This is a genomic window from Sphingomonas sp. Leaf231 (assembly GCF_001421995.1).
Lineage (GTDB): Bacteria > Pseudomonadota > Alphaproteobacteria > Sphingomonadales > Sphingomonadaceae > Sphingomonas.
This window is the reverse complement of the sequence record NZ_LMLS01000005.1, coordinates 224781-251322: the sequence shown is the minus strand read 5'-3', so window position 1 is coordinate 251322 and position 26542 is coordinate 224781. Positions and strand designations below refer to the sequence as shown.

16 protein-coding genes and 4 pseudogenes are annotated in these 26542 nt (G+C 66.1%); 4 read left to right on the top strand and 16 right to left on the bottom strand.

Annotation, left to right across the window (positions count from 1 at the left end; all coding sequences use genetic code 11):
* Positions 1-277: 277 nt before the first annotated feature.
* The 8 genes from ASE95_RS15595 to ASE95_RS15560 are packed head-to-tail and all read right to left on the bottom strand — an operon-like array spanning position 278 to position 12950.
* On the bottom strand, positions 278-1699 hold the full coding sequence (locus ASE95_RS15595; protein WP_056638302.1) for an AMP-binding protein: 1422 nt from the start codon (positions 1697-1699) through the stop codon (positions 278-280).
* Entirely contained in the window at positions 1696-2517 is an 822-nt protein-coding gene (locus tag ASE95_RS17955) for a hypothetical protein (protein WP_056638299.1), read from the bottom strand. The genes ASE95_RS15595 and ASE95_RS17955 overlap by 4 nt, the downstream gene beginning before the upstream one ends.
* Positions 2514-3809 carry a hypothetical protein gene (locus ASE95_RS15585; RefSeq protein ID WP_056638297.1) on the bottom strand — a complete coding sequence of 432 codons (1296 nt, stop codon included), beginning with the start codon at positions 3807-3809 and terminating at the stop codon, positions 2514-2516. Before ASE95_RS15585 ends, ASE95_RS17955 begins: the two co-directional genes overlap by 4 nt.
* Positions 3806-4900: a DUF3419 family protein gene (locus ASE95_RS15580; RefSeq protein ID WP_056638294.1), complete on the bottom strand. Its 1095-nt coding sequence runs from the start codon at positions 4898-4900 to the stop codon at positions 3806-3808. The genes ASE95_RS15585 and ASE95_RS15580 overlap by 4 nt, the downstream gene beginning before the upstream one ends.
* Positions 4897-7314 (bottom strand): PEP/pyruvate-binding domain-containing protein, encoded by a 2418-nt coding sequence (locus ASE95_RS15575; protein WP_162234707.1) that lies wholly within the window; start codon positions 7312-7314, stop codon positions 4897-4899. The genes ASE95_RS15580 and ASE95_RS15575 overlap by 4 nt, the downstream gene beginning before the upstream one ends.
* A gap of 4 nt (positions 7315-7318) precedes the next feature.
* Positions 7319-8242, bottom strand: coding sequence for a UbiA family prenyltransferase (locus tag ASE95_RS15570; protein ID WP_056638287.1), 924 nt, complete (start codon positions 8240-8242; stop codon positions 7319-7321).
* A complete protein-coding gene (locus tag ASE95_RS15565) occupies positions 8239-9513 on the bottom strand; it encodes a hydroxymethylglutaryl-CoA reductase (protein WP_056638285.1) in 1275 nt (424 codons plus the stop codon). Before ASE95_RS15565 ends, ASE95_RS15570 begins: the two co-directional genes overlap by 4 nt.
* Positions 9510-12950 carry an acyl-[ACP]--phospholipid O-acyltransferase gene (locus tag ASE95_RS15560; RefSeq protein WP_235528352.1) on the bottom strand — a complete coding sequence of 1147 codons (3441 nt, stop codon included), beginning with the start codon at positions 12948-12950 and terminating at the stop codon, positions 9510-9512. The genes ASE95_RS15565 and ASE95_RS15560 overlap by 4 nt, the downstream gene beginning before the upstream one ends.
* Positions 12951-13125: 175 nt before the next feature.
* On the opposite strand from ASE95_RS15560, the gene ASE95_RS15555 reads away from it, so the two are divergent.
* The 4 genes and pseudogenes from ASE95_RS15555 to ASE95_RS17380 all read left to right on the top strand — a co-directional run.
* A complete protein-coding gene (locus tag ASE95_RS15555; RefSeq protein WP_056638282.1) occupies positions 13126-13722 on the top strand; it encodes a TetR/AcrR family transcriptional regulator in 597 nt (198 codons plus the stop codon).
* 292 nt (positions 13723-14014) lie between these two features.
* Positions 14015-14518, top strand: a complete 504-nt coding sequence (locus tag ASE95_RS15550) for a YciE/YciF ferroxidase family protein (RefSeq protein ID WP_056638753.1) — start codon at positions 14015-14017, stop codon at positions 14516-14518.
* A gap of 149 nt (positions 14519-14667) precedes the next feature.
* Positions 14668-15020 (top strand): annotated as a pseudogene (locus ASE95_RS15545) (transposase); the annotation flags it as partial.
* Between the two features lies 1 nt (position 15021).
* Positions 15022-15670: pseudogene (locus ASE95_RS17380) on the top strand (IS3 family transposase); the annotation flags it as partial.
* 7 nt (positions 15671-15677) lie between these two features.
* Here ASE95_RS17380 and ASE95_RS15540 read toward each other — a convergent pair.
* From ASE95_RS15540 to ASE95_RS15505, 8 genes and pseudogenes are all read right to left on the bottom strand, one after another.
* Positions 15678-16991, bottom strand: a pseudogene (locus ASE95_RS15540) (IS30 family transposase); the annotation flags it as partial.
* Between the two features lie 63 nt (positions 16992-17054).
* Positions 17055-17771 carry an IS6 family transposase gene (locus ASE95_RS15535; protein WP_056638277.1) on the bottom strand — a complete coding sequence of 239 codons (717 nt, stop codon included), beginning with the start codon at positions 17769-17771 and terminating at the stop codon, positions 17055-17057.
* Between the two features lie 140 nt (positions 17772-17911).
* A complete protein-coding gene (locus ASE95_RS15530; RefSeq protein WP_056638274.1) occupies positions 17912-19795 on the bottom strand; it encodes a glycosyl hydrolase in 1884 nt (627 codons plus the stop codon).
* A gap of 675 nt (positions 19796-20470) precedes the next feature.
* Entirely contained in the window at positions 20471-21556 is a 1086-nt protein-coding gene (locus ASE95_RS15525) for a Gfo/Idh/MocA family protein (protein WP_235528351.1), read from the bottom strand.
* A 430-nt stretch (positions 21557-21986) separates the two neighbouring features.
* Positions 21987-22754, bottom strand: coding sequence for an SDR family NAD(P)-dependent oxidoreductase (locus ASE95_RS15520; RefSeq protein WP_200918857.1), 768 nt, complete (start codon positions 22752-22754; stop codon positions 21987-21989).
* A 19-nt stretch (positions 22755-22773) separates the two neighbouring features.
* Positions 22774-23541: a glucose 1-dehydrogenase gene (locus ASE95_RS15515; RefSeq protein WP_056638265.1), complete on the bottom strand. Its 768-nt coding sequence runs from the start codon at positions 23539-23541 to the stop codon at positions 22774-22776.
* Between the two features lie 657 nt (positions 23542-24198).
* Positions 24199-24354 (bottom strand): annotated as a pseudogene (locus ASE95_RS15510) (IS6 family transposase); the annotation flags it as partial.
* A 48-nt stretch (positions 24355-24402) separates the two neighbouring features.
* The gene (locus ASE95_RS15505) at positions 24403-26514 is read right to left on the bottom strand and encodes a phosphocholine-specific phospholipase C (RefSeq protein WP_056638258.1); all 2112 of its coding nucleotides are present in this window, start codon (positions 26512-26514) and stop codon (positions 24403-24405) included.
* Positions 26515-26542: the final 28 nt, after the last annotated feature.

Genomic DNA, 26542 nt, shown 5'->3' with positions numbered 1-26542 from the left:
ACTTCTGCCGCCCCCGACTCCGGACATTCATTCATGTGGGTTCGTTGAAGCGGTTTACGATCAGGTTGGATCATCAGCACGAAGGCGGTTTGGGCCCGGTGCAAGGCGCGAGGAGGACGCGATGTCGAAGCATCGTGACCGATGAGCAACGCTGTACCGGACGCAACCGCCGCGCCGCGAAGCGAGCGCCCGAAGGACGATGACGGTAGTGCATCCTGGTAGAAAACCGCTCTAGCTGCCGGTTTGATTTGTGGTGCGACCACTGGCTAGGTGATCGTCAGCAGTCGTTCCGCGCGGTCGATACCGGCTCGGTGCCGCTGCCCGTAAGCTGGCGCCGGAGCGCGGCAGTGTCGGTCTTGGCACCGTGGCGGCGGTCGGTCGGGATCCGGGCCACTGCGCGCACCTCACCGGCGGCAAAGCGGGCCTGCCAGTCGGACATATGACGGCGGTCGCCCTCGATCGCCAGCACCGGACGGCCGGCAATCGCGACCAGCGCGGCCCGCCGGACACCTGGCCAGCGCCGCGCCGCCGCCTCGACCACGAACGGCCAGAGCGCCCCGACGCGGTCGTCTTGTCGGCCGAGCAGCCGCAAGGTGCCGTCGGCGTCGAAACGGCCCGCATCGCCGGTGCGGTGCCAGATCGTGCCGTCGGCGTCGCGTCGCTTGGTCGATGCGTTGCGTGTCGGATCGAGGTAGCCGGACACGACATGGTCACCCGCGACGAGGATTTCGTTGTCCTCGATCCGCACGCGCGTGCCGTCTGCGATCATTCCCGCGATCAACCCCTCCCCTTCGTCAAGACCGCGCATTTCGTGATGCGCGATGGGTTCGGCCTCGGTCGAGCCGTAGACCGCGACGATGCGGAGCGCGGGCGCGGTGCGGTGCAACCGGTCGACGAGGTCGGGGAACACCGGGCCGCCGCCGACGAAAAGGGTTGCGGCACCGGGCGGAACATCGTCCGCAATCCGCTCGGCGATGGCGGGGCTGAGCAGCAGGCGGGTGACGCCGGCCCTGGCGCAGTGGCGCGCGACCGCGGCGGCTTTCGCGCGGTGCGGGCGGCGGAGCGGCCAATTCGGCAGGACCGAGGTATCACCGCGGCCGAGCCCGGCGACGACGAACACCGGAAAGCCGACAAGATCGACCTGCGGCGTCGGCGCGGCGAGCAGCGGCGCCACCGCGCGGTCCTGTGCGGCGAGAAAGCCGTGGCTGCGCGCGATCGCCTTGGGCGCACCGGTCGAGCCGCTGGTGAAAGAGATCAGCGCGTGGGCGTCGGCCGACAAATCGGCGAGGTCATCGATCCGGTCCTCGCCGGCCGACAGGCGCAGGTGCAGCGGCACGCGGCGGATCGCGGGCACCAGCCAGGGCAGGACGCGGTAGATGCCATTGGCCACGAACGCGCGCGGCGCGGTCGCGGCAACCGCGTGGCGCAACCCGGCGAGCCCCAGCGCCGGCTCGGGAAAGACCGCCACCGCGCCGATCCGCCACAGGGCCGCAAGGCTGGCATAAAGATCGGCATCGACCATGAGCGCCAGCAACACCCGGTCGCCGGAGCGAAGGCCGCGCCGTGTCCATGCCGCCGCCAGTCGTGCCGCGCGGTGTTCAAGCGCGGCATAGCTCGTCGATCGTCCCCGGCCATCAACGATCGCGACCCGCGCGGGATGGTCGCGCACCTTCTTCGCAAAGGCGGCCAGGATGTTCAAAGCCTGCGCCCGAACAGCGAATAACGGCGAAACACGACACCCTGGTGCTGCGCACTGCGACGCAGCGACACGTTGTCGACGTGCATCAGGGCATGGACGACATGCGCAAAGCCCATCCGCCGCGCCTCTTGGTGAAAGCGGTGGGCGAGCAGGTGGCCGACACCGGGACGCAGGCCGGCATAGGTCTTCAGGATGGCGGTGCCGCTGACAGGATCGGGCAGGCCGAACAGGAAGCCGGCAAGATCGCCGGTCGCGTCGAAGGCGAACAGCACCAGCCGTGGATCGACAGCGGCGAGCAGGGGGCGATACAGCGCCAGAAAAGCGTCGCGGTCGATCGCCCTGAAGAACAGCTTGTCGGCAAAGCTGCCGCCCGCCAGCGCGAACAGCCGGTCGAGCAGCGCATCGGCGCCGGTGCCGTCCCATGCGCGCACCGAGACGCCGGGCACGGCCGGCTCCGGTTCGGCGGCCGCAGGCACAGGCGCACGGCTCGACACATAGTCTGCGACGGGATCGAAGCCGGCGGCGACGAGCGCGGCGACATCGTCGGTGCCCGACACGGGTTCGAGCGGAAAGGCGGCGCTGCCGTCGCTCTCCACCACCGCGCGATAGGCGTGCCAGGTGTCGCCGTTCATCGGCGCCAGGACCGCGGCATGGCCCTCGGCACGCAAATGCTCAAAGGCCAGCGTCAGCAGTGCTGCGCCCGCCCCCGCGGTGTCGAAGGCGAGTTCGCCGATGGCGGCGGCGGGCGTGCCGTTCCAGGCGGGGCCATCGCGCCAGATGCGGCACCGGGCGCTGGGGATCGTCAGGAGGTCGCTCATCCGAACACCGTTTGCGAGAGGTAGGCGGTCATCGGCACGGCACTGGCGATGGCGGCCAGGCGCGGCGCCCGCCAGCGATCGAACCAGGTCGCGCGAAACAGGCACAGCGCCACCAGCACCAGCGACCCGGTCGCGATCGCGGGCATGCCGGCGATCCAGCGGCCGTAAGCGGGGCCGATCGCTATCAGCAGCAGAAACAGCGCCAGCACCGCTGCGCCAAGCGGCAGCACGGTCCACCGCGTGCGGGTCGCCAGCAGCAGATAGCCGAGCAGCATCCCGGCGACGGTGAGGTTGTAGAGGTTGATCGCGCTGGGCGTCACCGTTTCACCCACCAGGTACCAGATCAGGCCGGTCGCCGACAGCGTCGCGATCAGGTCGAGATCGGGATGCGCACCACGGCATCGCCGTCGGCGACGCGCGACGAGGTGCGCGGCGACGACGAACGCGGGCAGGACCGTGCCGTAAAGCCCGCCGGTGCCGAGAAACGCGAACGCGGCAATCACCAGCACGCGGCTGCTGTGCGCGCCCAGCCCCAGGCGCGACGCGAGCAGGACCACGGCAAGGATCGCGGCAAAGAACGCCGCCGCCAGCCCCGCCAGCGCCAGCGGCGGCGCGTACAGCCAGCCCGCTAGGAACAGGTGCGTCGCGATCGGCACGAACAGATTGTCGAGCCCGCGCCACGACACCGCCTCCACGGTCGCCGCGAACGCCGCCACCGCCAGCGCCAGCACGACCACGTTGACGCGCGGCACGTCGGTCAGCAGCAACAACATCATCATCGCCAGGATCAGCGTTACCGCGAAAAACGCGACCACGCCTTCCCAGCTCTTGACCCCGTCCTCGATCGCGAAGCGGCGGCGACCATAGCCGGTGCCGGTCAGCGCCGCGGCGGCGTCCGACAGTGCGATCACCGCGATCGGCAGCGCGTAGAGGATGTAACGGTCGCCCGCTTGGAGAAAGACGAAGCCGATCGCCAGCGCCAGCCAGATGTCGCCCCACGACGCGCGCTCCACCGCGTGGATCGTCGCGCCCAGCCCGCCCGCGCGCGATCGTGGGCGCCGCAGCCACGCCATCAGCGCCAGCGCGATCAGCAGCAGCACCACCACCGGCCAGCGCGCATCGAACAGCAGCGGCAGAACGAGCGCATACAGCCCGATCGCGACATGCACCGCCTTGCGGCTGACCTCGGCGTGCCAGTGCCAGCGGATGCCTGCGCGCCGGACCAGGACGATCACGCCGAGCAGCGCCGCCACCGACGCGGCAAGCAGCGCCAGCGACGCAGCGACGCTCACCGCACGTCCTCGACGATGAAATCGCGGTAGAAGAACGCCTGGTCGCGCGCGGCGAGCGGCTCCGCGATGTCGCGACGCTCCACCACCGCATCGGCAAACGCGGCGGGCACCCGACGCGGCACCATCATGTTCCAATAGGCCAGCCGCGCGCCGGGCCGCGACGCGGCGAGGATCGCGCGGTAGGTGTCGGCGAACCCCTCGGGCGACATGTATTCGAAGATGTCCGACAGGTTCCAGCCATCCGCGCGCAGGCCGCCTGCGGCGACATCCTCGATCGTGCCGTGGACGACGCGCAGGCGACCGATCCGGGCGGCGATCGCGCTGTGATGCTCGGGTCGGAACGCCAGCGGCAGGCGCACGCCGTGGCTGCCGGTCATGATCCAGCGGAGGTACGGATTGTCGACCGGGTCGTTGGCGACGAAAGCATGTTCGATCCGCCGGGCGACATGCGCCGAGACGCTGCCCTCGACATGGTCGAAAAAGGCCGGATCGCGGCCGAGCGCCCCCATCGCCGCGCGCGAAAAAAACAAGCGGAGCAGCAGCCGCCAGCGCCAGCCGTTCCAGCGCGCGTCGAGGAAGCGCGCGCGTTCCTCGCGGGATCGTGGTTCGAAGATCGCGGCGACGTCTCGCGCCGAATGGGCCAGCGGCAGCAGCCGGGTGCGGAACAGCCGGAAATAGCGTTCGAACTTGCCGATCGTGCCCGCGCCCTCGGTCACCACCTCGCCCCGCCGCGCCGCCCAGAACGCCGCGGTGTCGGCGTCGCAGGCGGCGAGCACGCGGTCGAGCAGCACGCCGCGTCGCGCCGAGCGACGAAAGCCGAGCAGTTCCAGCAGCTCGTCATGGGCGAGCAGCGGCCAGGCGGCAACGCGTAGGCGAATGCACGCCACCTGTGCGGCTGACAGATCGACCGCGACGACCTCGGCAGGGTCCAGCAGCAGCATCGCCAGCGCGTTGTCCCCGGCCGACCCGATCGACACCAGCGTGCCGCCGGGCCGGGGCCCGAGAGCGGCGGTGAGGACGTCGGCATCCTCCCACAATTGCGCATAGCGGATCGCCTCGAATTCTGCCTTGCCCGCGATTTCGGTGCTCATCCCGCCATCCTCCGCACCAGACCCGTCGCTCCGTCCACTGCGATCACCTCGCCATCGACGATCCAGTCGGTCGCGCCCGCCAGCCCGACGACGCAAGGAATACCGAGTTCGCGCGCGACGATGGCCGAATGGGAAAGGAGACTGCCGCGCTCCACCACGATTGCCGACGCGCTGGCGAACAGGGCGATCCAGCCCGGATCGGTATGGCGCGCGACCAGGATCTCGCCGGGGGCGAGCCGCTGCCCGCGCGGATCGCGCACCACGCGCGCTACCGCCAGCGCCTGCCCCGCCGAACAGCCGGTGCCGCTGCGCTCCGCCGCGTGATCGGCAACGGCGACGGGCGCCACCGCACCGGCGGCGGTATAAGCCGGGCCGTGGACCAGAATCCGTTCGGGCGGGTCGGGCAAGCGTCCGGCGCGCGCCAATTCGTCGCGGCGAACCGCGGCGATGCCGGCCAGGTTGGCGCTGGCGGCATAGCCCTCGATGGCGCCGAGCACCTCGTCGACGGTCAGCAGGAAGACATCGCGGGGTGCATCGATCAGCCCGGCGGCGTGGAACTGGTGACCGATGCTCAGGAACACGCGGCGGGCGCGGCCGAACAGGCGGGTGCGCTCGTAGCGCAGGTTCTCGCGGTCGCGGACGCGGGTGCGGGTCCAGCGCAGCAGCGGCCGGACGACGAGCTGGCGCAAGGGTTGGCCGGCCAAGCCGCGGTCGAGCCGGGCCAGCGGGTCGCGCGGCTCGGGCGGAGCGGTTCCGGGCGCCTGCGCTGCCGCCAGCACCGCGGCATGGAGCGTGCGCGGGTCTTCGTCGAGGGTGACGCTTTCGAGCTTCAGTTCCTCGGTACAGCGGTCGCCGAACTCGACGATGTAGCTGGCGAGCATCGCGCCGATCGGACCGAGCGCGAGCGCGTCGGCATCGTCGGCAGCGAGCGCGGCCAGCGTCGCGGGGTCGTCGGCGGCGACACGTCCCATGGCGCGGATCAGCTTGGGCGGCCTTGCCGAGACGATGTCGCCCTGCCCGATCAGCAGGTCGTTGTGGATTTCCAGTCCCTCGGCCCCGAGCCACCGCTCCAGCAGCTTTCGCGACGCGCCGAATGCGATCATGCACAGGAAGTCGTTGACGATGGGCGCGTCCCAGCGGTCGAGCAGGTCGCCCTCGATCCGGCGATATTCGGCGGCGAGTTCGGTCGGGGCCATGGTCGCCAGCCGTTCGGGTGTGGTCGCGGCCAGCGCGCGGTCGAGCCGGGTGCGGAATGCCCGCGCGGTCGCCGGCAATCGGCTACCGGCGCGAACCAGACCGAACCCGACCGCCGCGACACGCGCCCATTCGCGCCAGCGCGCCGCCCCGCGCGCGGGCACACCGCCGATCGTGGCGGCGACGGCGGGGGGCAGCGGCGCGCCGACCCCCATCATGGTTTCCATATAGCCGCGGTTGAGCGCGTAACCGGGCAGCAGTGCCAGCGCGCGGAACCAGTTGCCGAGGTTATAATAGACCCGTCCATCGACGCGGACGAGCATGTTCTCGAACACGGTGCGCGTCTCGGCGACGCGATCGGCCCGCACGCCGAGCAGCGCCACGAACGACATGTACACCCGCGCATAGGCGTACTGCGCGAACGAAAAGGTCAGCGGCGACACGATCCCCGGATAGCTTTCGACGATGTTCGAGTTGTCGAACACCGCGACGCCTGGATCGGCGATCGGCACGTCGCGCAGGGCCGAGGTGATCGCGCGCGCCTGGAGCAGATGAAGCCGATCCCCCGCGAAAGCCCATTCGATATCCTGGGCACAACCAGCCAGTGCCTCGACCCGGGTGGCGAGATCGACCAGCACGGCGCGCTGGGCGAGGGACAGCAGGTCGGCGTTGCCGGTCGAGGCGCACACCGCACCGGTAACGCGGTCGATCCACCAGCTGCTGCCGTCGACCTCGCCCGCGACCAGCCGGTCACCGAGCCCGGCGACCGCGGACACCACGATCCGGTCGCGGCGGCCTGATACCGGATCGGCGGAAAAGGCGACGCCCGCGACTGTCGCGGCGACCATCACCTGCACGATCACCGCCGGCGCCTCGTCCGCGCCCAGGCCGCGCGCCTCGCGATATGCGGCGGCTCCCTCTCCGCGTCCCGAACCGGCGATGGCGGCGACTGCCGCGGCGACATCGTCGCGCTGCACAGCCAGTTGCGTGTCGTACTGCCCGGCATGGCTGTGCGCGACGCCGTCCTCGGCCAGCCCCGACGATCGCACCGCGAACGGCCCCGGACCCAACCTGTCCAGCACCGCCGGATCGAACGCCGCGCCCGAGGGCAGCACGACGAACGCCGGTACGTCGAATCCTGCCTCCACGAGCCGACCGAGCGACGCGGCCTTGCCGCCGACCCCCGGCGCGCGCGCCGCCGCGTCACCCTCGATCACCATCCGATCACCACCCAACCATTGGCGCAAAGCCGGCCGCGACATAGCAGGCGAACACCCACAGCCCCGCCGCGCCGTCGATCGCTCGCTGACCTGCCGGCGTCGGCGCCCGGCGATAGCGGAGCGCCACCCGCACCACTGCGACCGCCGCGACCGCTCCGATCACGGCGGTCGCGATCGGCGCCCCGGTCGCGATGCCGACCAGCCCCAGCAATCCCAGCGCAAGAAGGACGCAGCCGATCCACAGCGTTCCCGCCCGCGCGGGGCCGAGCAGCGCGCTGTACGTCTCGACGCCGGTGCGCTCGTTCTCGGGCGCCCACAGCTTGCGGCCGATCTCGAGCACGCAACCATTGGCAAAGCTCATCAGCAGGAACAGCGCCAACGCCGGCGCCGCCCCGCCCTGGGGCACCCATTCGAAGCCGGTAAGCACGAGATCGATCAACGGCATCACCAACATGTGCGACATGGTGTAGGCCGCCGGCCGCGCCTTGAGCCAGGCGGGAACGAAAAACTCCGCGGTCATCAGCGCCATCCAGCCCCAGGCAAGCGCCAGGGCACCAAGCAGCCACGGATCGATCGCGACGCAGGCGAGGATCGCCAGCGGCACCGTGGCGATGCCAAGCCCGACGATCAGCCGCAGCGAGACCAGGCCACGCGGGATCGGCCGTTCGGGGCGGTAGCGCCGGTCGTCCTCGGCATCCTTGATCTCGTCCAGCACGCGCAGCTGGAAGAAAAAGCAGAGCGTGACAACAAACGCCGCGAGGTAGGTAGCGGGCGACGGCACCGCCCGCCCCGCCAGATGCGCCGACGCGCTGACACTGGCCGACGAGAACACCGCCACCAGCAGCGCGGTGCGCGCCAAGGGGAAACGCTCGCGCTGGTAGATGGCCAGCCGCGCGAGGACGGGGTCCCGGGCGGGCAGCGCGATCATCGCCGCCGTGCCAACCGGTGATGCGCGCGGGTGAACTCGCCCGCCGCGATCGCCGCCATGATCGAGATCTCGCCTGCCAGACACAAGCTGGCGGTTACTTCAGCAAGTGCCGCCGCCTTGCCCCCGCCGGCCAGGCCCATCAGCGACAGGCAGGCATTCTGTGCGGGCAGGCCAGTGCCGCCGCCGACCGATCCGACCAGCAGATTGGGCAACGTCACCGACATGAACAACCCGTCGTCGCGCCGCTCCATGCGTGTAAAACCGACCGCGGATTCGGCGACGCACGCGGCATCCTGCCCGGTCGCGAGGTAGAGCGCAGCCAGGCCGTTGGCGTAATGCCCCTGCGCGCCGATCTGGCCCGACAGCATCGCACCCAGTTGAGCGACGCGGGCATAGGCCAGCATCCGGTCAACATCGACACGCAGGCAGCGTTCAACCAGCGCATCGGGAATGGTCACGCTGGCCGAAACCTTTCGCCCGCGCCCGATCAGCAGGCCGAGGTAGCTCGCCTTCTTGTCGCCGGAGAAGTTGCCCTCGACGAACCAGTGTCGCGGCCGAATCGGACAGTTGGCGACGATTGCGCGGCACATCGCCTCGGTAGCGATCGTGACCATGTTCTGGCCCGCGGCGTCGCCGGTGGTGTAGCGGCAGACAACGAACACGGTGTCGTTGTCGACGAACGGCTCGATTGCCTCCAGCCGGCCATGACGCGTCGTCGCCTCCGCCGCCTCGCGCAGGGCCGGGCCTTGTTCCGCCACCCAGGCGACGAACGACCCGGCCTCGACCACCGAGGCAAAGACGAATGCGGGCGAGCGCACCACGCCTTCGGACAGCAACGCCGCCGCTGCCCCGCCGGCCCGGGTCATCACGTCGGCACCGCGCGCATAGGATGCGACCAGCGCCGCTTCCGTGGTCGCCAGCGGCACGAGATAATCACCGGCGGCGTGGAGACCGTTGACCCGCAGCGGCCCGACCACGCCGACTGGCAGCGCCACCGTGCCGATCATGTTCTCGATATTGGCGCCATAGCGGGCGGCCCCCGCCAGCGTCTCGGGCCCGGCGAGCGCGTCGCGCACGGCGTCGTCACGTCCCGCCCACCAGTCCGCCACCCCGGTCGCATCGGCCCCGCGCCGCACCCGGAACCGCGTCGGCGGCGGCCCGTGCGGGCGCAACCGCTCGCCCAGCTCGGCCGCGGCGGCCAGCCCACCAAGCCGGGCGACCTGACGCCTGAGTCTGGACGAGATCGGGTCCGGCTGATCCTCGCCGCTCATTCCGCGGTTTCCAGTTCGGAGTCGGGCTCCGCCATCCGCGTCGCGTCCGCAGCCTGCTCACCCATGGTCACATAGTCGAGCTTGCCGGTACCCAGCACCGGCAGTGCGTCGACCAGCCGAATGTCGCGCGGCACCGACAATTCGGCGACGCCGTTGGCGCGTGCCCAGGCCTGCAGCGTGGTCGCGGTCGCGTCGGCCTGGGTGGTGAACAGCACCAGCTGCTCGCCCTTGCGCGGATCGGGGCGGGTGACGACGGCGTGCTCGGCGCCGGGCCAGAGCCTGGCGGCATAGCCCTCGACCGCGGGCAGGGAAATCATCTCGCCCCCGATCTTGGCAAAACGCTTGGCCCGGCCGCGGATCACGACGAAACCCGCCTCGTCGATCGTGACGATATCGCCGGTATCGTGCCAGCCGCCCGCCGGCGGTTGCAGCAGTCCGGGCGCGTCGGCCTTCAGATAGCCCGCCATGATGTTGGGGCCGCGGATCGACAGTCGTCCGCCCACCTCGATGCCGGGCACCGCGTCGACCCGCGCCTCGACGCCGGGCATCAGCCGCCCGACGCTGCCGGCCTGGAAGTGCATGGGGGTGTTGACCGCGATCACCGGCGCCGCCTCGGTCGCGCCATAGCCCTCCATGATGCGGAGGCCGAACTTCTCGGCATAGGTTCGCCGCGTCTCGTCGCGGACGCGCTCGGCACCGGCAAAGATGTAGCGCAGCGAGTAGAAGTCGTAGCCGTGCGCCATGCGCGCATAGCCGGACAGGAAGGTGTCGGTGCCGAACAGGATCGTGGCGTTGGCGTCATAGGCGAGCGCGGGGACGATCCGGTAGTGCAGCGGGCTCGGGTAGAGCAGCGTCCTGACACCCGACAGGATCGGCAGCAGCGTCCCCCCGGTCAGCCCGAAACTGTTAAACACCGGCAGCGCGTTGAGCACCACGTCGGACGCGTTGAAATCGATCCGCGCCGACAACTGGCGGCAATTGGCCAGCAGGTTGCGGTGCGTCAGGACAACGCCCTTGGGCAGCCCCTCCGATCCGCTGGTGAACAGGATCACGGCGGGCGCATCCGGGGCGACGCGGTGGCGGCGGTGGAGATGACGCGCCCAGCCCGTCGACAACAGCGCACGCAGCTTGGCAACCGCGCCGATCCGCGTGCCGATATCCTCCAGATAAGCGACCGCGACGCCGCTCGCCTCCAGCCCGGCGATGACCTCGCCCAGCTTGGCCTGTTCCACGAACGCACGCGCGGTCAGGATCGTGCGGAGCTCGGCGGCGGTGCACGCGGCCTTCAGGTTAGTCAGCCCGGCGGTGTAGTTGAGCATCGCCGGCACCCGCCCGGTCGCCTGCAGCGCAAAGAAGGTCGCGACCACGCCGTTGACGTTGGGCAGCAGCACGCCGACCGCCTCGCCGGCGCGCGTTATGCGGCCCAGCGGGCGAACCAGCGCCAGGCTGCCGGCAAGGAGGCGGTTGTAGGTCAGCGGCGCGCGCTTGACGTCCTCGACGATCGGGGCGCTGCCGCCGTGGATGTCGCGCGCCTCGATCAGCGCCTCGAACAGCGTGGTGTCGACGTGCGAGGTCGCAAAGATCATGTCGCTCATCACGTCGTACAATCGCCGCCCGGCGACCGCGCGACGCTGGCGCGCGCTGATCCCCTCGGGCAGGTCGAACCGGCGGGGCGGCAGGATGGTGAGATCGATCTTGGGAAAGGTCCTGAGGCGCACCTTGCCCTTCATGCGCGAGAACGGCGAATATTGCGCGCCGTCGATCCGCACCGGCACGATCGGGGCGTCGGCCTTGTCGGCGACCATGCCGGGGCCGTCGAACACCTTCATCAGCGCGCCGGTGACGGTGATGCGACCTTCGGGGAAGATGACCAGCGTGCGCCCCTCGCGCACCGCCTTGACCATCGCCTTGGCCGCCATCGGATTGATGGGATCGACCGGAAAAGCATCGAACATGCCGAGGAACGGCTTGACCCACCATGCCTGCGCAATGCGGCTGTGCACGGCAAAGGTCGGCTTGCCAGGCAGGAAGGCGGCCAGCAGCAGCCCGTCGAGGAAGGAGACGTGGTTGACGACAACCACCGCCCGCTCGCCCGGACGCGGCATGTTCTCCCCGCCATGGACGTCGACGCGGTAGCACAGCCGCAGCAGCGCGCGGACCAGCGCCTTGAAAACCGTTTCCGGCAGCAGCCAGCACGAGATCAGCGCCACCGCCAGCGTTGCAAAGCCGATTGCGCCGATCACGCCCGGCACACTGGCGCCGCCGCCCAGCAGCCCGGCGGTGATGCCCACCAGCAGCACCGTGACGAAGGCGTTGACGACGTTGTTGGCCGCGATGATCCGGGAACGCTCCTCGGGCGCGCTGTGGATCTGGAGAATGGCGTAGAGCGGGACAATGAACATGCCGCCGGCGAACGCGATGCCGGCCAGGTCGACCAGCACGTGCCAGCTTCCCGGCACCGCAAGGAACGCGGCGACATCGGCATCGCGCGTCGTCGCCTGCCAGTGGCGGGTGGTCAGCCACAGGTCGATCAGGAACGCCGCCAGCGCCAGCGCCGAAGCGGGAACGAAGCGCGCCGACACCTCGCCGCCCAGCAGCTTGTTGACCACCACCGATCCGATCGCGACGCTGATCGAGAACACGAGCAGGAACAGCGTCACCACCCCGGCCCCTGCACCCAGCGTGCTGCTGGCGAGCGGTGCGAACTCGGACAACAGGATCGCGCCCACCGCGAAAAACCAGCTGATGCCGAGAATGGCGAGCCATACGCCGCGCCCCTTCTTTGCCGCCGTCAACAGCTGCCACGTCGCGCGCAAGGGATTGCGTTCGACCCGCAGCGTCGGATCGGCGGCGGGGGCCGGCGGCACGGCCAGGCTGACCAGGAAGCCGACGGCCGCGATCCCGGTCGCGACCAGCCCGGCCTCCCACGGCGCGATCAGCCCGCCGGTCAGCTGCCCGGCCAGGATCGCGACGAATGTGCCCGCCTCGATCAGCCCGGTGCCGCCCATCACCTCGTTCGGCCCCAGATGCTGGGGCAGGATTGAATATTTGATCGGGCCGAAAATGGTCGAATGCATGCCCATCAGGAACAGGCAGCCCAGCAGGACCGGGACGGAGGCGAGCCAGAAGCCCGCAATCGCGATCGCCATGATGCCGATCTCGGCCAGCTTCACCGCACGCACCAGCCACGCCTTGTCCCACTTGTCGGCAAGCTGCCCGGCCAGGGCGGAAAACAGGAAATAGGGCAGGATGAACACGCCCGTCGCCACCGTCGCCAGCAACTCCGCCTTGGCGGGCTCGGCGGCGTAGAGCCCGAAATTGGCCAAGAACAGCAGCGCGAACTTCAACAGGTTGTCATTAAAGGCGCCAAGGAACTGAACAACGAACAGCGGCGCGAATCGACGCTTGCCGAGCAGTGACAGGTCAGGTGCAGACATGATGCGAACTCCCCCATTGCAGGCATATCGGCCAATCGTGAAAGCGGCGTTTACAACGTTCCCGTCGGTCGCCGACGTTGCGGCATCCTCGACAACCGCCGGTCTAATCGCAAATTGAGCAATGTTCGATTGGAGAATTGGACAGCGTTCAATAATTTTCCTACGGCCATCGGACATGGGAAGACGATCCGATCACACCCGCGACGAATTGTACGACCTGATCCTGGCGGCGGGACAGGCGATAATGGCCGAGCAGGGCTATCAACGCTTCTCCGCACGCGCGGTCGCCAAGCGGATCGGCTACTCGATCGGCACGGTTCACAATGTGTTCGGCAGCAACGACGGATTGGTGCTGGCGATCAACACGGCCACCTTCGCGTTGTGGACGCAACATCTGCGCGGCGCGCTGGTGGCGGCGGGCGAAGACCGTATCCGCGCGCTGGTCGAAGGCTATTTCGCGTTCGCGCAGGCCAATCCGAACCGATGGATGGCGATCTACGACCATCGCCTGCCGACGGGCATGACGATGCCCGGCGCTGACGCGGCAATACGTGGCGAGTTGACGGGGATCGTGGTCGCGGAAATCGCTGCCGTGCTCGGCCGGGAGGCTGACGAGTCGACAACGGCATTGGCCCGCTCACTGATTGCGACCGTCCATGGCCATTGCGCGCTGACGCTGACCGGCAGTTTCGCCCTGATGGGTGAGGATCACCCTCGCGAGGCCGCCTTGGCCCGCGTTCGCGACGCCTTGTCGACAATCGGTCAGGATTGATCGTCAGATCCTAATCAAAGAACGGACAAGCTACGTCTAGCGAATAGCGGACACGTCAACAAAGCTGCTGCCAAAGTGTCGGCGCAATCCCTACTTTTCACCTGCGGCAGCAACGACCCACTTCCGGTCATTCGCAGCAAAATTTGAGCGCCCCTGAACCTGTCATTCGTTCATATGCGAGCTCGCAGCTAGAGGCGGGGGTAAGAAGCTCGGCTTGCGGAGGGAACTAGCAGCTTGCCGGAGCGCTCGCGCCTGATCGGGGCGCGATGCTCCGCCAACAAGGAGCATGCGCATGTCCGCCCCTGAAGACCTCAACGACATCTATGTCGACGAGATGAAGGACCTCTGGTCCGCCAACGACCAGATGCTGAAGGTCCTCAAGAAGATCACGACCAAGGCCAGCGACGCCAAGCTCAAGGAGATGCTTGCCACCTCGCACGAGGGCATCACCAAGCACACGGCCGTGCTGAAGGAGCTGATCGCCGGTCAGGACGAGAAGGTTTCCAAGGAGCATTGCAAGGGCATGGAAGGGCTCGTCGCCGAGGCGACCAAGCACGTGCTGGAGGAAGGCCCTAAGAAGGGGCCCCTGCTCGACGTGCTGATCATCGCGCAGTACCAGCGAATGACCCATTACGGCATTGCTGGCTTCGGCACGGCAGCCGCCTATGCGGAGGCGCTCGGCTTGAAGGACGACGCTAAGAAGCTGAATGACGCCACCAAGGAGATCTACGGCGGCGACGAGTTCATGACCAAGCTCGCCGAGACGTCGGTCAATCTGCAGGCAGAAGACGCCTGAGCCAACTGGTCCGCCCAGCACAGCTGGGCGGGCCCTCTCCTTTCAAGCGACGTTACGGTGAAACGGCACGCATCGCCGTAAGCAGGCAGTGAGCTGCTGCCGGTTTCGTGGACACCAAGATAAGGTGTTTTTGAGACCGGAGGATGGAGATGCAACGACGAAAGTTCAGCCGTGAGTTCAAGCTCGAGGCGGTGAAGCTGGTACGGGAACGCGGGGTATCGGTGTCGCAGGCTGCACGCGATCTGGACCTGCATGAGAATGTTTTGCGCAAGTGGGTGCGGGAGCAGGTGGCGGACCCGGGGTCGGCGTTCCCTGGTCACGGCGTGATGAAGCCAGAGCAGCAGGAGATTGAGCGGCTGCGCCGCGAGTTGGCCAAGATGAAGGCGGAGCGCGACATCCTAAAAAAAGCGGCGGCCTACTTCGCCAGGGACTCGATATGAGGTTCGAGTTCATCGCGAAGCACCGAGGGATCTGGCCGGTGTCGTGGATCTGCGAAGCGCTCNCCCCGCAAGGAACACGCAGGCGATGGAAAAGCGGCGGCCTACTTCGCCAGGGACTCGATATGAGGTTCGAGTTCATCGCGAAGCACCGAGGGATCTGGCCGGTGTCGTGGATCTGCGAAGCGCTCGGTGTTTCTTGGCAAGCGGCTTTCACGCCTGGCTGGTTCGGGCGCCCAGTGCGCGTGCTCGGAGCGACGAGGAATTCGGCGCCAGGGTTCGCGCCAGCTTCATCTCCAGCTATCGGACGTACGGTGCACGCCGCGTTTGGTACGACCTTCTGGCCGAAGGCCTCTCATGTGGTTTGCATCGCGTCGAGCGGCTGATGCGTGTTCACGGCCTGAAGGCTCGACCCCGGCGTCGTGGTCTGCCGAAGGACGACGGTCTGCGATCCGTCATCGCCGACAACCTCCTTGATCGCCAGTTCACGGCCGAGGCGCCCAACCAGCGGTGGATCGCTGACTTCACCTACATCTGGACCGCCGAAGGATGGCTGTACGTCGCAGTCGTCATCGACCTGTTCTCGCGCCGCGTGGTCGGATGGTCGATGAGCGACACCATGACAGCCCAGTTCGTAACCGACGCGCTGATGATGGCGATCTGGCGGCGTGGGAAGCCCGATGCCTTGCTGCACCACTCGGACCAGGGCAGCCAAGGCGGATTCAACCGGTCGTCGCAACACCGTGTTCTTCGATCTGTGCGAGGCATTGGTCAAGCGCTTCGGCAGGGGTTTTCCAGCTCAGCGCCTTGCGCGGTCTACCGTTGAGGGTTGCCGCAACGGCTGCCAGAGTTTCAGCGCCATGCGCGCTGAGGTCGGTACCCTTGGGAAAATACTGGCGCAGCAGCCCGTTTGTGTTTTCATTAGTGCCGCGCTGCCAGGGACTTTGCGGGTCGCAGAAATAGACCTCGACGCCGGCGTCAACCTTCAGGCGGGCATGCTGAGCCATCTCGGTGCCCTGGTCCCAGGTGAGCGAGCGGCGCAGCTCGCCGGGCAAGGTGGTGATGGTGCGCGTGATGGCATCCCGCACTGCCTCGGCACCATGCCCGGCCAAAGCCGGTCCGTTCTTGATACGGGGGCTGGCATTGTGACCTTCCATGCGGGGTAGATGGAGCAGCATCGTGAAGCGCGTCGTACGCTCTACCAGCGTACCGATCGCCGAACTGCCCAGCCCGAGGATGAGGTCGCCTTCCCAGTGACCCGGCACGGCCCGGTCATCCGCTTCGGCAGGACGTTCGCTGATCATGATCTCGGGCGATACGAAGCCCTTGCCGCGCTGGCCGACGCGCGCCCGCGGTACGCGCAGGACCCGACCGCTGCGCAGGCATGCGGTCAGGTCACGACGCAAGGCGCCGCGGCCCTGCACGAACAGCGCCTGGTAGATGGCTTCGTGGCTGATGCGCATGCTGTCGTCGCCCGGAAAATCGATGGGCAGACGCCCGGCAATCTGCTCCGGGCTCCATGCCGTTGACCAGCGCCGGTTCTGGCGCGGTCCATGTCGTCGGCCCTTCCATGATGTGACCACCCGACCGGCGACAGGTGGGGCGCCAGGTTTGGCAACCGCACCGCTCAACCGGTCTTCGACCCAGCGTCTCAGCATGTCGTTGGCAGCCAGCCTGGCGACCTTGGGGCGGCGTGCCGCCCGCTCCGCATGCCACTGCGCCGTCGTCGCACGATAGTCGAAATTGCCACTGCGGGTAGCGGCGTTGCGCCGGATCTCGCGCGAGATGGTCGAGGCGGCACGCCCGAGCCGACGTGCGATCTCACACACGCCATGCCCTCGGGCCAGCAGCAACGCGATCTCCTCACGCTCTGCCAGCGACAGGTATCTGCCCGACAACGGCTTGGCCGATGGCCTGAAAGCCGCCGGTGGCATCCCGCCTGCCTCCCGAAACCAACGACTGCCGACCGGTTGTGACGCTCCTGCCTTCACCGCTGCCGCCTCGCTGCTCATCCCGGCAGCTACATACCTCCAGAAGGTGCTGTCAGTCTAACGCGAACCCGTCTCTACACGATGCAATTCGGTCTTTGAGGGTGACGTTCACCTGACAAGCGCCTGCCACTCCGCCAGCGCGGCGGAGCGTCGCTCCCGGTAGGTTTGTCGATCGATGAGGTGGCGTTCCAGGCTGAAGTGATTGTGGACGTTGGCGTGGACGGATGCGAATTTCTGCAGCGTCTTCATCTGCCGGAAGCGAAGCATCGCTCGCTCTCGTCGTCGAAATGGCAGGTGGCTGTTCTCCACCCGGTTGTTCGCCCAGCGGCCGACCTCCTGCTTTTCGGCATTGCCGAGCGCGTTCATCGCAGCACGATAGCTGCGCAGACCATCGGTGGTGATCGCCTCCGGTGAGCCGTGGCGCTTCAGCGCCTTTTCCATGAAGGCAAGCGCGGCTGCCTTGTCACGAGTTCTGGTGGCGTAGCTTTCCAGCACCTCACCCTCGTGATCGACGGCGCGCCAGAGGTAGACCATCTCGCCGTTCAGCTTCACGTACATCTCATCCAGGTGCCAGCGCCAATGTCGGAAGCCGCGCATCCGGCTTACCCGCTGCCGACGGATGTCGCCCGCAAACAGCGGACCGAACCTGTTCCACCACAACCGCACCGTCTCATGGCAGATGTCGATCCCGCGCTCGAACAGCAGATCCTCGACGTTTCGCAAACTTAGCGGAAAGCGCACATACATCAGCACCACCAGCCGGATCACCTCCGGCGACGAGTTGAAGTAGCGGAACGGAGAGGCTGGCTTGCGCGGGCGGGGCATGCTCCCGCCCTACCCCACCGTCACCCATTTACCAGCAGGTGCATTTGGCTTGACGATGCCCGGGCGGGGCATGTTACGGCCCCACCCCAGCATCACCTAATTGCAGCCCCTGTGATTGGTTTAGCGGAACCCGTGGCGGATCAGTTTAAGCCGAAGCTGCCGTCATAGAACGTGAGTTGATCGGCGGTGACGCCTTGCACCAGGATTGTGTCGCCCAGACCAAGGTCGATTAGCGTGCCGCCGCTGACGCTGCTCAGTGACGGAGCCGCGTCGAAGTGCCAGGAGCTGATGTCGATGCTGTCGCCCCACGCGAAGTCGACGATCACGTCCTTGCCCGAACCCTTGGCAAACGCGAAGACGTCCGCGCCGCCGTCGCCACACAGCATGTCGTTACCAGCGCGGCCGATGATGACGTTGTCCAGCGCGTTGCCGTGCATGACGTTGGCCAGCTCGTTGCCCGTAGCGTTGATCGCCGATCCGGTCAGGGTCAGGTTCTCGACATTCCGGGCCAGCGTATAGTTGATCGACGAGAAGACTGTGTCCACACCGCCCCGTCCGGCACTGTTGAACTCGCGTACCAGGTCGCCGACATTGTCGACCACGAAGGTGTCGTTGCCCATGCCGCCGTACAGCGTGTCGGCTGCGGTCCCGCCGTCCAGGTAGTCATCGCCCTCGGCACCCTCGAGCCGGTCATTGCCCCCGCCGCCATACAGCTTGTCGTCACCAGCCCAGCCCTTCAGCAAATCGTTGCCGTCCAGCCCCAACAGCGTGTCGCCGAAGTTGGTGCCGTACAGGTGGTTGTTCAGAGCGTTGCCAGTGCCCTCGCTCGCCCCGGTCACCAGGAACAAGTTCTCAACATAGTCGCCTATTGTATAATCAACCTCGGCAAAGACCGTATCCACGCCTTCACCGTCGCGCTCGATCACGCGGTCGCTGCGATCGTCTACGACATAGGTGTCGTTGCCGGTGCCGCCCACCAAGGCGTCGGCGCCGTTGCCGCCGTCCAGCCGATCGTCGCCTGCACCGCCGTACATCTCGTCGTTGCCCGCCGCACCGAAAAGGTCATTGTTGCGCGCGTTGCCCGTGATGACGTTGTCGAGCGCGTTGCCCGATCCGCGGATCGCCGCGCCGGTGAGCGTCAGCGCCACGTCGCTGTCACCAAGTGCGCGATCAGTGGCAGAGACGATCGTGGCAGATATCCTATCCAGCATCGTCAGGTATGCGGCGGCTGCGTTCCTGTACTGCCCGCTGCTCAAGTCGCCCTTGAACGCCGCGTTTGACTCCCAGTAGTTCTGGTAAACCATGTCATGGTCGGCCATCCACTGCATGGCTAGCGTCACGAATTGCGGATTGTCGCTGTTCAGACCCCATTCGCCGATCGCGGTCTGCTTGCCGTGGGCAGCGGCGAAATCCTGCTGCCATTGCAGACCATATCGCTGCTCGACCATCCAGTCGAATGCGCGCGCACCATCCTTGTCGTGCCAGGCAGTGTTGTAATACATGTCCACGCCGATCACATCGACGTACTTGTCGCCGGGGTAGGCGGCCTCAGGGTTCATGTCCCACGTGTCCATTGCGGGGCACCACTCGAACACAAACTTGTCCGAAACGCTGCGCGCAATGTCGACGAATTTACGGAAGGCCGCAACATAACCGTCTGTATTCCCGACCGCAGATGAGGAGTTCCAATTCCTACCGTTAAACTCCCAGCCCAACCGGACGTAGATCTGACTATCGTCTTCGGAAGAAGCTGCCAATTGTTTGGCCATTTTCAGGAACTTGGCGTCATACTTGCCCGCACCGGCCTGGCCAAGCGTCGCGCCGTACGGGATCAGCGGTATCGACCACATGATCGACACGTCCTGCTCTGCAAACATGCCCGCCTGCCACTTGACCGACGAGAGCCAGTCGCTCCAGCCCGCCGTGCCGCCATGAAGCTGGACCGCGTCGATCCGGCCGCCGGCCCACGATTGATCACCCAAGTAATCGAAAACGCTGAAAGCGTTGTAGATCGACGTCAACATGTTGATTCACTTCCCTCCCGCGCCTGCTATCCCCCGATAACAAGCCTCACCCCACGACCGGCCTTATAGTCGCGGCCCGAGACAGGTTAACCATATCTGCGGCGGTTGAGCGCTTGTATGCTTCCATCTGGCGCGCATCTGCAGCCAAGGGCCGGGCCTGCGTGCAGGATCGTGGATCGGGCGGAAAAGATGCCTCTACCGCCATAGCCGGGGCCAGCGCGGGTTGCGCCCCGGTCATGCGACAACGGCTGTACATCTAATTGAACGCTTGTCGTTGGATTGATGATTCAGGAGGGTGCTGTCAGTCTAACTCCAACTGCTCGCCACACAATCCAGTTCGGTCTTTAACGGCGACCTTCAGCTGACGAGCGACTGCCGCTCCGCCGACGCGGCGGCGCATGATTCACGCTACGTATGTTCATCGATTGGGGTTCATCCCAGACTGATGGGATTGTCGAAGTGCTGCCAAAGCAACTCCCCACATCTGATCGATGGCGGGTTTCTACCTCGGATATGACCAGTTCACAGCACCGACGACGTAGTGGGAATAGCTTAAGTGCTCGACTCTGCCCGCCCTGCACGGCTCTGGTAAGCGTCAATACGTTGATTTGACAAGACCACGCCAACCCACCACAGCCCCTTTCCTAATCGGTGCATTTGGTCTGACGGCCCCGATCATCGCATTGTGCCGTCCGGAGCAAGCATCACCGTTTTTCCTGCTGCCGCTGCGGCATAGATGGCTTCGATCAACCGCAGATCACGTAAGCCCATCTCTCCGGGCGTCCGAATGGCGGCGTTGTCGCGAACCGCATCCGCGAAATGGTCGAGCTGGCCCGCGAACTGGCCGCCAGGATCGCCTGGCGTGAGTTCGCGGGCGTTGCGACCTTCGATGCGCATCTTCTGCCCCGAGTAGCCGGTCGCCGGATCCATGATTAGAACGCCAGTAGTGCCCCGCACGTGCGCGAAATTGGTACCGGCAGAATCGTAGGACGTCGCCAGGTGCGCAACGGCCCCCGACGGGAACCGCCACTGTGATGCGACATGGGCAAAGATTTCTGCAAAGCGCGGATCGCCTGCGGGTCGGAAGGCGGTGGCGCTAATGCTCTCCGGCATCTCGCCGGTCAGGTAGAGCGCAGATTGCAGCCCATAGATGCCATAATCTTCCAGCGGACCGCCGCCTGCCAGCGCTCGGCTCGCTCGCCAGTTTTCACCTGAGCCGGTCGGTCCCATGCGATAGGACTGCTCAGTGCGAACAAGCCGAATTTTACCAACTGCCCCTGCCTTCATCAGCTTTATGGCTTCGACGTTGTAAGGCTCGAAGTGCGACCGGTAGGCGATCATCAGCTTCTTGTTAGCGCGACGCCCGGCTGCGATCATTCGCATGCAGTCTGCACTCGAGAGCGCCATCGGCTTCTCACACAGGACGTGCTTGCCCGCGGCAAACGCACGGATCACCCACTCAGCATGCTGACCCGTCGGCAGGGCGACGTACACCGCATCGATGCGCCGGTCGGCGGCTATTCTCGCAAACTCATCGTAAGAATACCGCGCATCGGCAGGTACGTTGTAGGCGTCCCCGACAACCTTCATCTTGTCCGGATTGCCGGAAACGAGCGCGGCGATGTGGGATCGTTGAGTCTGCGCAAACCGCGGCATCATCTGGTTCAGTGAATATCCACCGAGGCCAACGATGGCGTATCCAACGCTGTCCGGCCGTTTCGGACGCGGCGGTGATGAGGGCAGCTTGACGTCATCTGGCATCGGCTTTCCGATTACCCCCGAAGCGCCGCCAGGCTGAGCTGGAGCTGCTATTGGCGAGGACGCAAGCGTGATGGCTGCCGCCCCGCCACCTGCCTCGATGAACCCTCGTCTCGTTACGCCGGCGCCGACCATTTCCAAGCTCCTTTTGCAACTTCACTAGCAGCGTACCCGCTTCCGCCGAAGATGACACCGTGATGTGAGCACCCGCCAGCGCTGCGATTGGTGGCGTATTGTATCAATCAGGTGAGCACGCAGGCGGACACGACGCCACACCAGACGCGCGCCACGCAACTGCGAGAGAGTAGTGAAAGATGCGGTTGAGGCGCGGCTCGAGACGGAAGCGCTCCTCCTGACGCGGCTGGACGCCATCAGTCCCGCCGAATCGGTTAGCAGCTTCGGCGAGCGCCGCAGCACCGACCCGCCTACCCTTTCAGTAGGCCGGCCAAACCGCCTGGGAGAACACACCACCATCGACCAGCAGCGTCTGTCCGGAAACAAAGGCAGACTCCGGACCCGCCAGCCACGCGACAGCGGCCGCAACATCTTCGACCGTGCCGACACGGCGAAGCGGCGTGATCGGCGACCAATGCCCCGAATAGTCGTCGACCTCAGCGCGGGTGCGCTCGGTTTCGATCGCGCCGGGCGCCACGCAGTTGACGCGAATGCCATGCGGGCCAAGCTCAAGCGCCGCGACCTTGGTTAGCTGCTCGATGCCCCCCTTGGACGCGGTGTAATCGACGAGTCTGGGGAAGGCGAGCAGGTTGCACCCGGATCCAAGATTGACGATCGCACCGCCGGTCCCGGCCGCTGCCATCCGCCGCGCCGCCGCCTGCGTGTGCAGGAAGCAGCCTTTGAGATTGGTGCGGATCACCCGGTCCCAATCTTCCTCGGCGAGGTCGAGAAGTGGCGACCAGGTCTGCACTCCAGCATTGTTGATCAGGACGTCAGGAGTGCCACCCCACTCGTCGACAGCCGAATAGAAGGCATCAACGTCCGCCTTGATGCCGACGTCGGACTGATGAGCGAGGACGCGGCGGCCAAGAGTTTCCACTTCCGCGACCAGGCTCGCGGCCCGGTCTGCTCCGGTCAGATAGTTGAACGCGACGTCCCAGCCGCGTCGCACAAGCGATAGCACCATCTCCCGGCCTAGCCCGTCATTGCCGCCAGTCACGACCGCCGTTTTACTTAATCCCTTCACGCGACGTCCTCTCTTTCATTCAAACTACCGCAGTCATTCCGCCGTCCACATACAGGGTCTGGCCGTTGACGAAATCGGAAGCCGACGACGCCAGGAACACCGCCACCCCGTGCAGGTCTTCCAACCGCCCCCAGCGCGCCGCTGGCGTACGCTGTCGCAACCACGCGTCGAACGCCGGATCCTCATGCAGCGTGCGGTTGAGCGGTGTTGCGAAGTAGCCCGGGGCAATAGCGTTCACCTGGAGCCCGAGGGGCGCCCAATCGGCGCACATGCCTTTCGTAAGGTTCCTGACCGCGCCCTTGGACGCGGTGTATGCGGCGATCGTTGGCCGGGCGAGCTCACTCTGCACACTTGCAATGTTGATGATCTTGCCCCGTCCGCGCGCGATCATGTGCCGCGCCACAGCCTGACCGACATAGAAGACACCGTCGACGTTGGTCCGCATCACCGTTTGCCAATCATCAACGTTGAGCTCATCGAGCCTGCGTCGACGCTGGATGCCGGCATTGTTGACCAGTATGTCGATGGCCGCGCCGCCGGCCTCTAGCGCGTCGATTGCCTTACGCAACGTGGCGTGCTCAGTTACGTCAAATATAGCTGTGGTCACATGTGCGCCGGTCTGCCGCAGGCGCTCGGCTGCCTCGTCGAGCTTGTCCAGGTTGCGTCCATTCAAGACAATGCCCGCGCCGGCCGCCGCCAGCCCCTCGGCGATAGCTAGTCCGATCCCCTGACCGCCTCCCGTGACCAGCGCAGTACGGCCGGTCAGGTCGAATAGATTGTTCGCCACGCTTTAATCCTGCACAGGTAACGCGATGCCCCGCTTGCGGTCGGAGACGGAACCGAGGCGTGCGCTACAACAAATCATCAGAAAACTCTGCCGCCGCTCTCAGCGCTCGCTGTTACACTCACCCCGACAAACGGCTCGCGCTGAACGCGTGGCTGACGTCTCCGGAACTCGGATGGTGTGCATGAGAGCTGCTCCGTTGGCGGGACGAGGTCTAAGCGGGACGGTTGACCATACCCTGCGGGTAACGACTACGAGGATAAGTCTACCCAGACTAGCGCATTCAAGGGGCAGAGCCTGCCGAGAGGTGCTGTAGATGTTATGCGAACCGCTCTCTACACGATGCACCTTGGTCTTTAACGTCGACGTTCAGCTGACAAGCGCCTGCCACTGCGCCAGCGCGGCGAAGCGTCGGTCGCAGTAGGTCTGTCGATCGATGAGGTGACGTTCGAGACGATGCTGTCAAAGCAACTGCACATCGCCGAACGAGAGTGAGTTTCTACCCCGTTTGGCTGCTTCTCAGCAGGCAAACGACGGCTCACCTTGGGAAATCACCAAGAAAACTCGCGACACTGACAGCGGAGTCATTATAGCATAGTCGCTCGAAAACGCCAGCCATACTCGGCTTCAGGGGCTTCGGTACATTGGTTTGACAGGGCCCTCGTGGCAGATGTCGATCCCACGCTCGAACAGCAGGTCCTCCACGTTGCGCAGTGACAGCGGATAGCGAACGTACATCCGCACCACAAGCCGGATCACCTCTGGCGACGAGTTGAAGTAGCGGAACGGCGAGGCGGGCTTGCGCGGGCGGGGCATGCCTCGCCCTACCCCACCATCACGCGATAACCAGCCGGTGCACTAGGTTTAACGGAGCCAGCCGAAAGGATCGCTGCAGGTTGGGCGGCCTGGCACATCAAGACGTCCGGATACGCGCCGCAGGAAACCAAGAGCAGTGGTCGACGAGATTGTAACGTCATACCATCCAAAGCTATCACGCAGCGGCCATAGATGCCGTGAACCGATCAAACGCGCTTGATGGACTGGCCCGGCGATCCGCTCGGTTCGTGCGATTAGGCCGTACGCCTGATGGCCGTTCGGCAATCGCAGGACAAGCTCGTCCGCTTTCAAGGTCCAGGCTAGGCGAGATAGCGTAGCGGCATTGTCCCGATGACCAGCAAAATGGCGGTGGAACCCATTCGGTCCTAGCACCCAGAGATCGTAACGCCCTACATTATCGAATTGCCATTCGTCATCAAGAACGCGACCCGGCTCGACAGTGAAGCGGCGGGGAGGCAGGGCGAGATTAATCCGGTCGTAGACGTGGAACACCGCTGCAGCGCCCTCGCCGGCAAAAAAGCGCAGGCCGACAGTTTTGTCGGAGATCAGCTCACTTACCGTCAACGCATAAGGTATTGGCCGGGAGCGGCGGATACCGGGTTCTTGCCATGGCAGGGTGGAAAGCTCCGGTGCCTGCGGCTGGATCTGTTTCGGTATCGCGGCCGCGCGCGCGGCGTCGCTGCGGGGATCGGGAATATCGACGAAAGGCGCAGGATCGACGGCGCTGAAGTCGAACGCCGACATCAGATCGCCGCAGACTGCTCGACGCCATGGCGAGATGTTAGGCTCATGAAAACCGAACCGCTTCTCGAGGAAACGGATCACAGACGTGTGATCGAAAACCTGTGAATTCACCCAACCGCCGCGGCTCCACGGCGACACGACGTACATGGGCACGCGAGGGCCCAGACCGTAGGCGCGGCCCCGATAGCCGGGAAGGTCAATGGTTCTGTCGCCTTTGCTTGCCTGTAGATGATACGCGCCGGCAAGGTCGACGGTCGATCCGCCCAGCAAACTGCCATCCGCCGCCCGCGACGGGGGGGCCGGCGGCGGTACGTGATCGAAGAAGCCGTCGTTCTCGTCGAACATCAAGAGCAATACAGTCTTCGCCCAGACGCGAGGATCCGCGGTCAAGGCATCAAGTACGTCGGCGGTATACCCTGCCCCCTGCGCGGGACTGGATGGTCCCGGATGCTCGGAGCCCGCTGCTGTGGCGATGATGTAAGACACCTGCGGAAGCGTTCCGGCGCGAACATCGGCGCGCAACCTGTCAAGGCCGTGCGTCGACAGCGCTCGATCCCGCAACGCCGCGCCCGCGTCCTGCACTGCCCCGGATCCGCGGTGCGCGGCGCGGAAGGCCGCGAAGCCGACCAGCGGATTGTCGGTGAAATTGTCTTCCATGTCCTGATAAATGCGCCAGTCGACCCCTGTCGCTTGCAAACGCTCGACCACCGTCGTCCAGCGATACGGGTCCGGATCGCCGCCGTGTTCAGGGAAGCTGTCATGCGAGTTGCCGATCGCCGGGCCGCCATGCGTGCCGGCAGGATCGTTGGTGCCGCTCCACAGGAACAGGCGATTGGTGTTAGTGCCGGTCTGCACCGAACAATGATAGGCGTCGCAGATGGTGAAGGCCTCCGCCAGCGCGAACTGGAACGGGATATCCTCGCGTCGATAATGCCCCATGGCGCGCTGGCTTTTCGCCTCCGGCCAGTGCGCCATCCGGCCGTCGTCCCAGCCGCGTTGCGCGTCGGGCCAGCTGTGCGGGGTGCCCTCCATCCGCATCAGGTCGAAGTTCGCGCGGGTTGAGAGGTGGAACGGCAGCACCGTGCGCGCCCCGCCTGGCGCGGTGCGATCCTGCTGATACCAGACTGGAGCGGTTCCCGTCTCCTCGGGCGCCGTCGCCCGCACCGGTATGGGAAGCCGGTCGGCGAAACCTCGTACGCCGCGTAGCGACCCGAAATAGTGATCGAAGCCGCGATTTTCCTGCATCAGGATAACGACGTGCTCGACATCCATGATCGACCCGGTCCTCACATCGGGTGCGATCGATGCCGCCCGGGCAATCGATGCGGGGAGCGCGGACAATGCCGCGGCAGTCAGGCCGGAAGCGAGCAGCGCGCGACGGGAGACGTCAGTCATCTGGATGATCCCAAGTCCAATCGGGCAC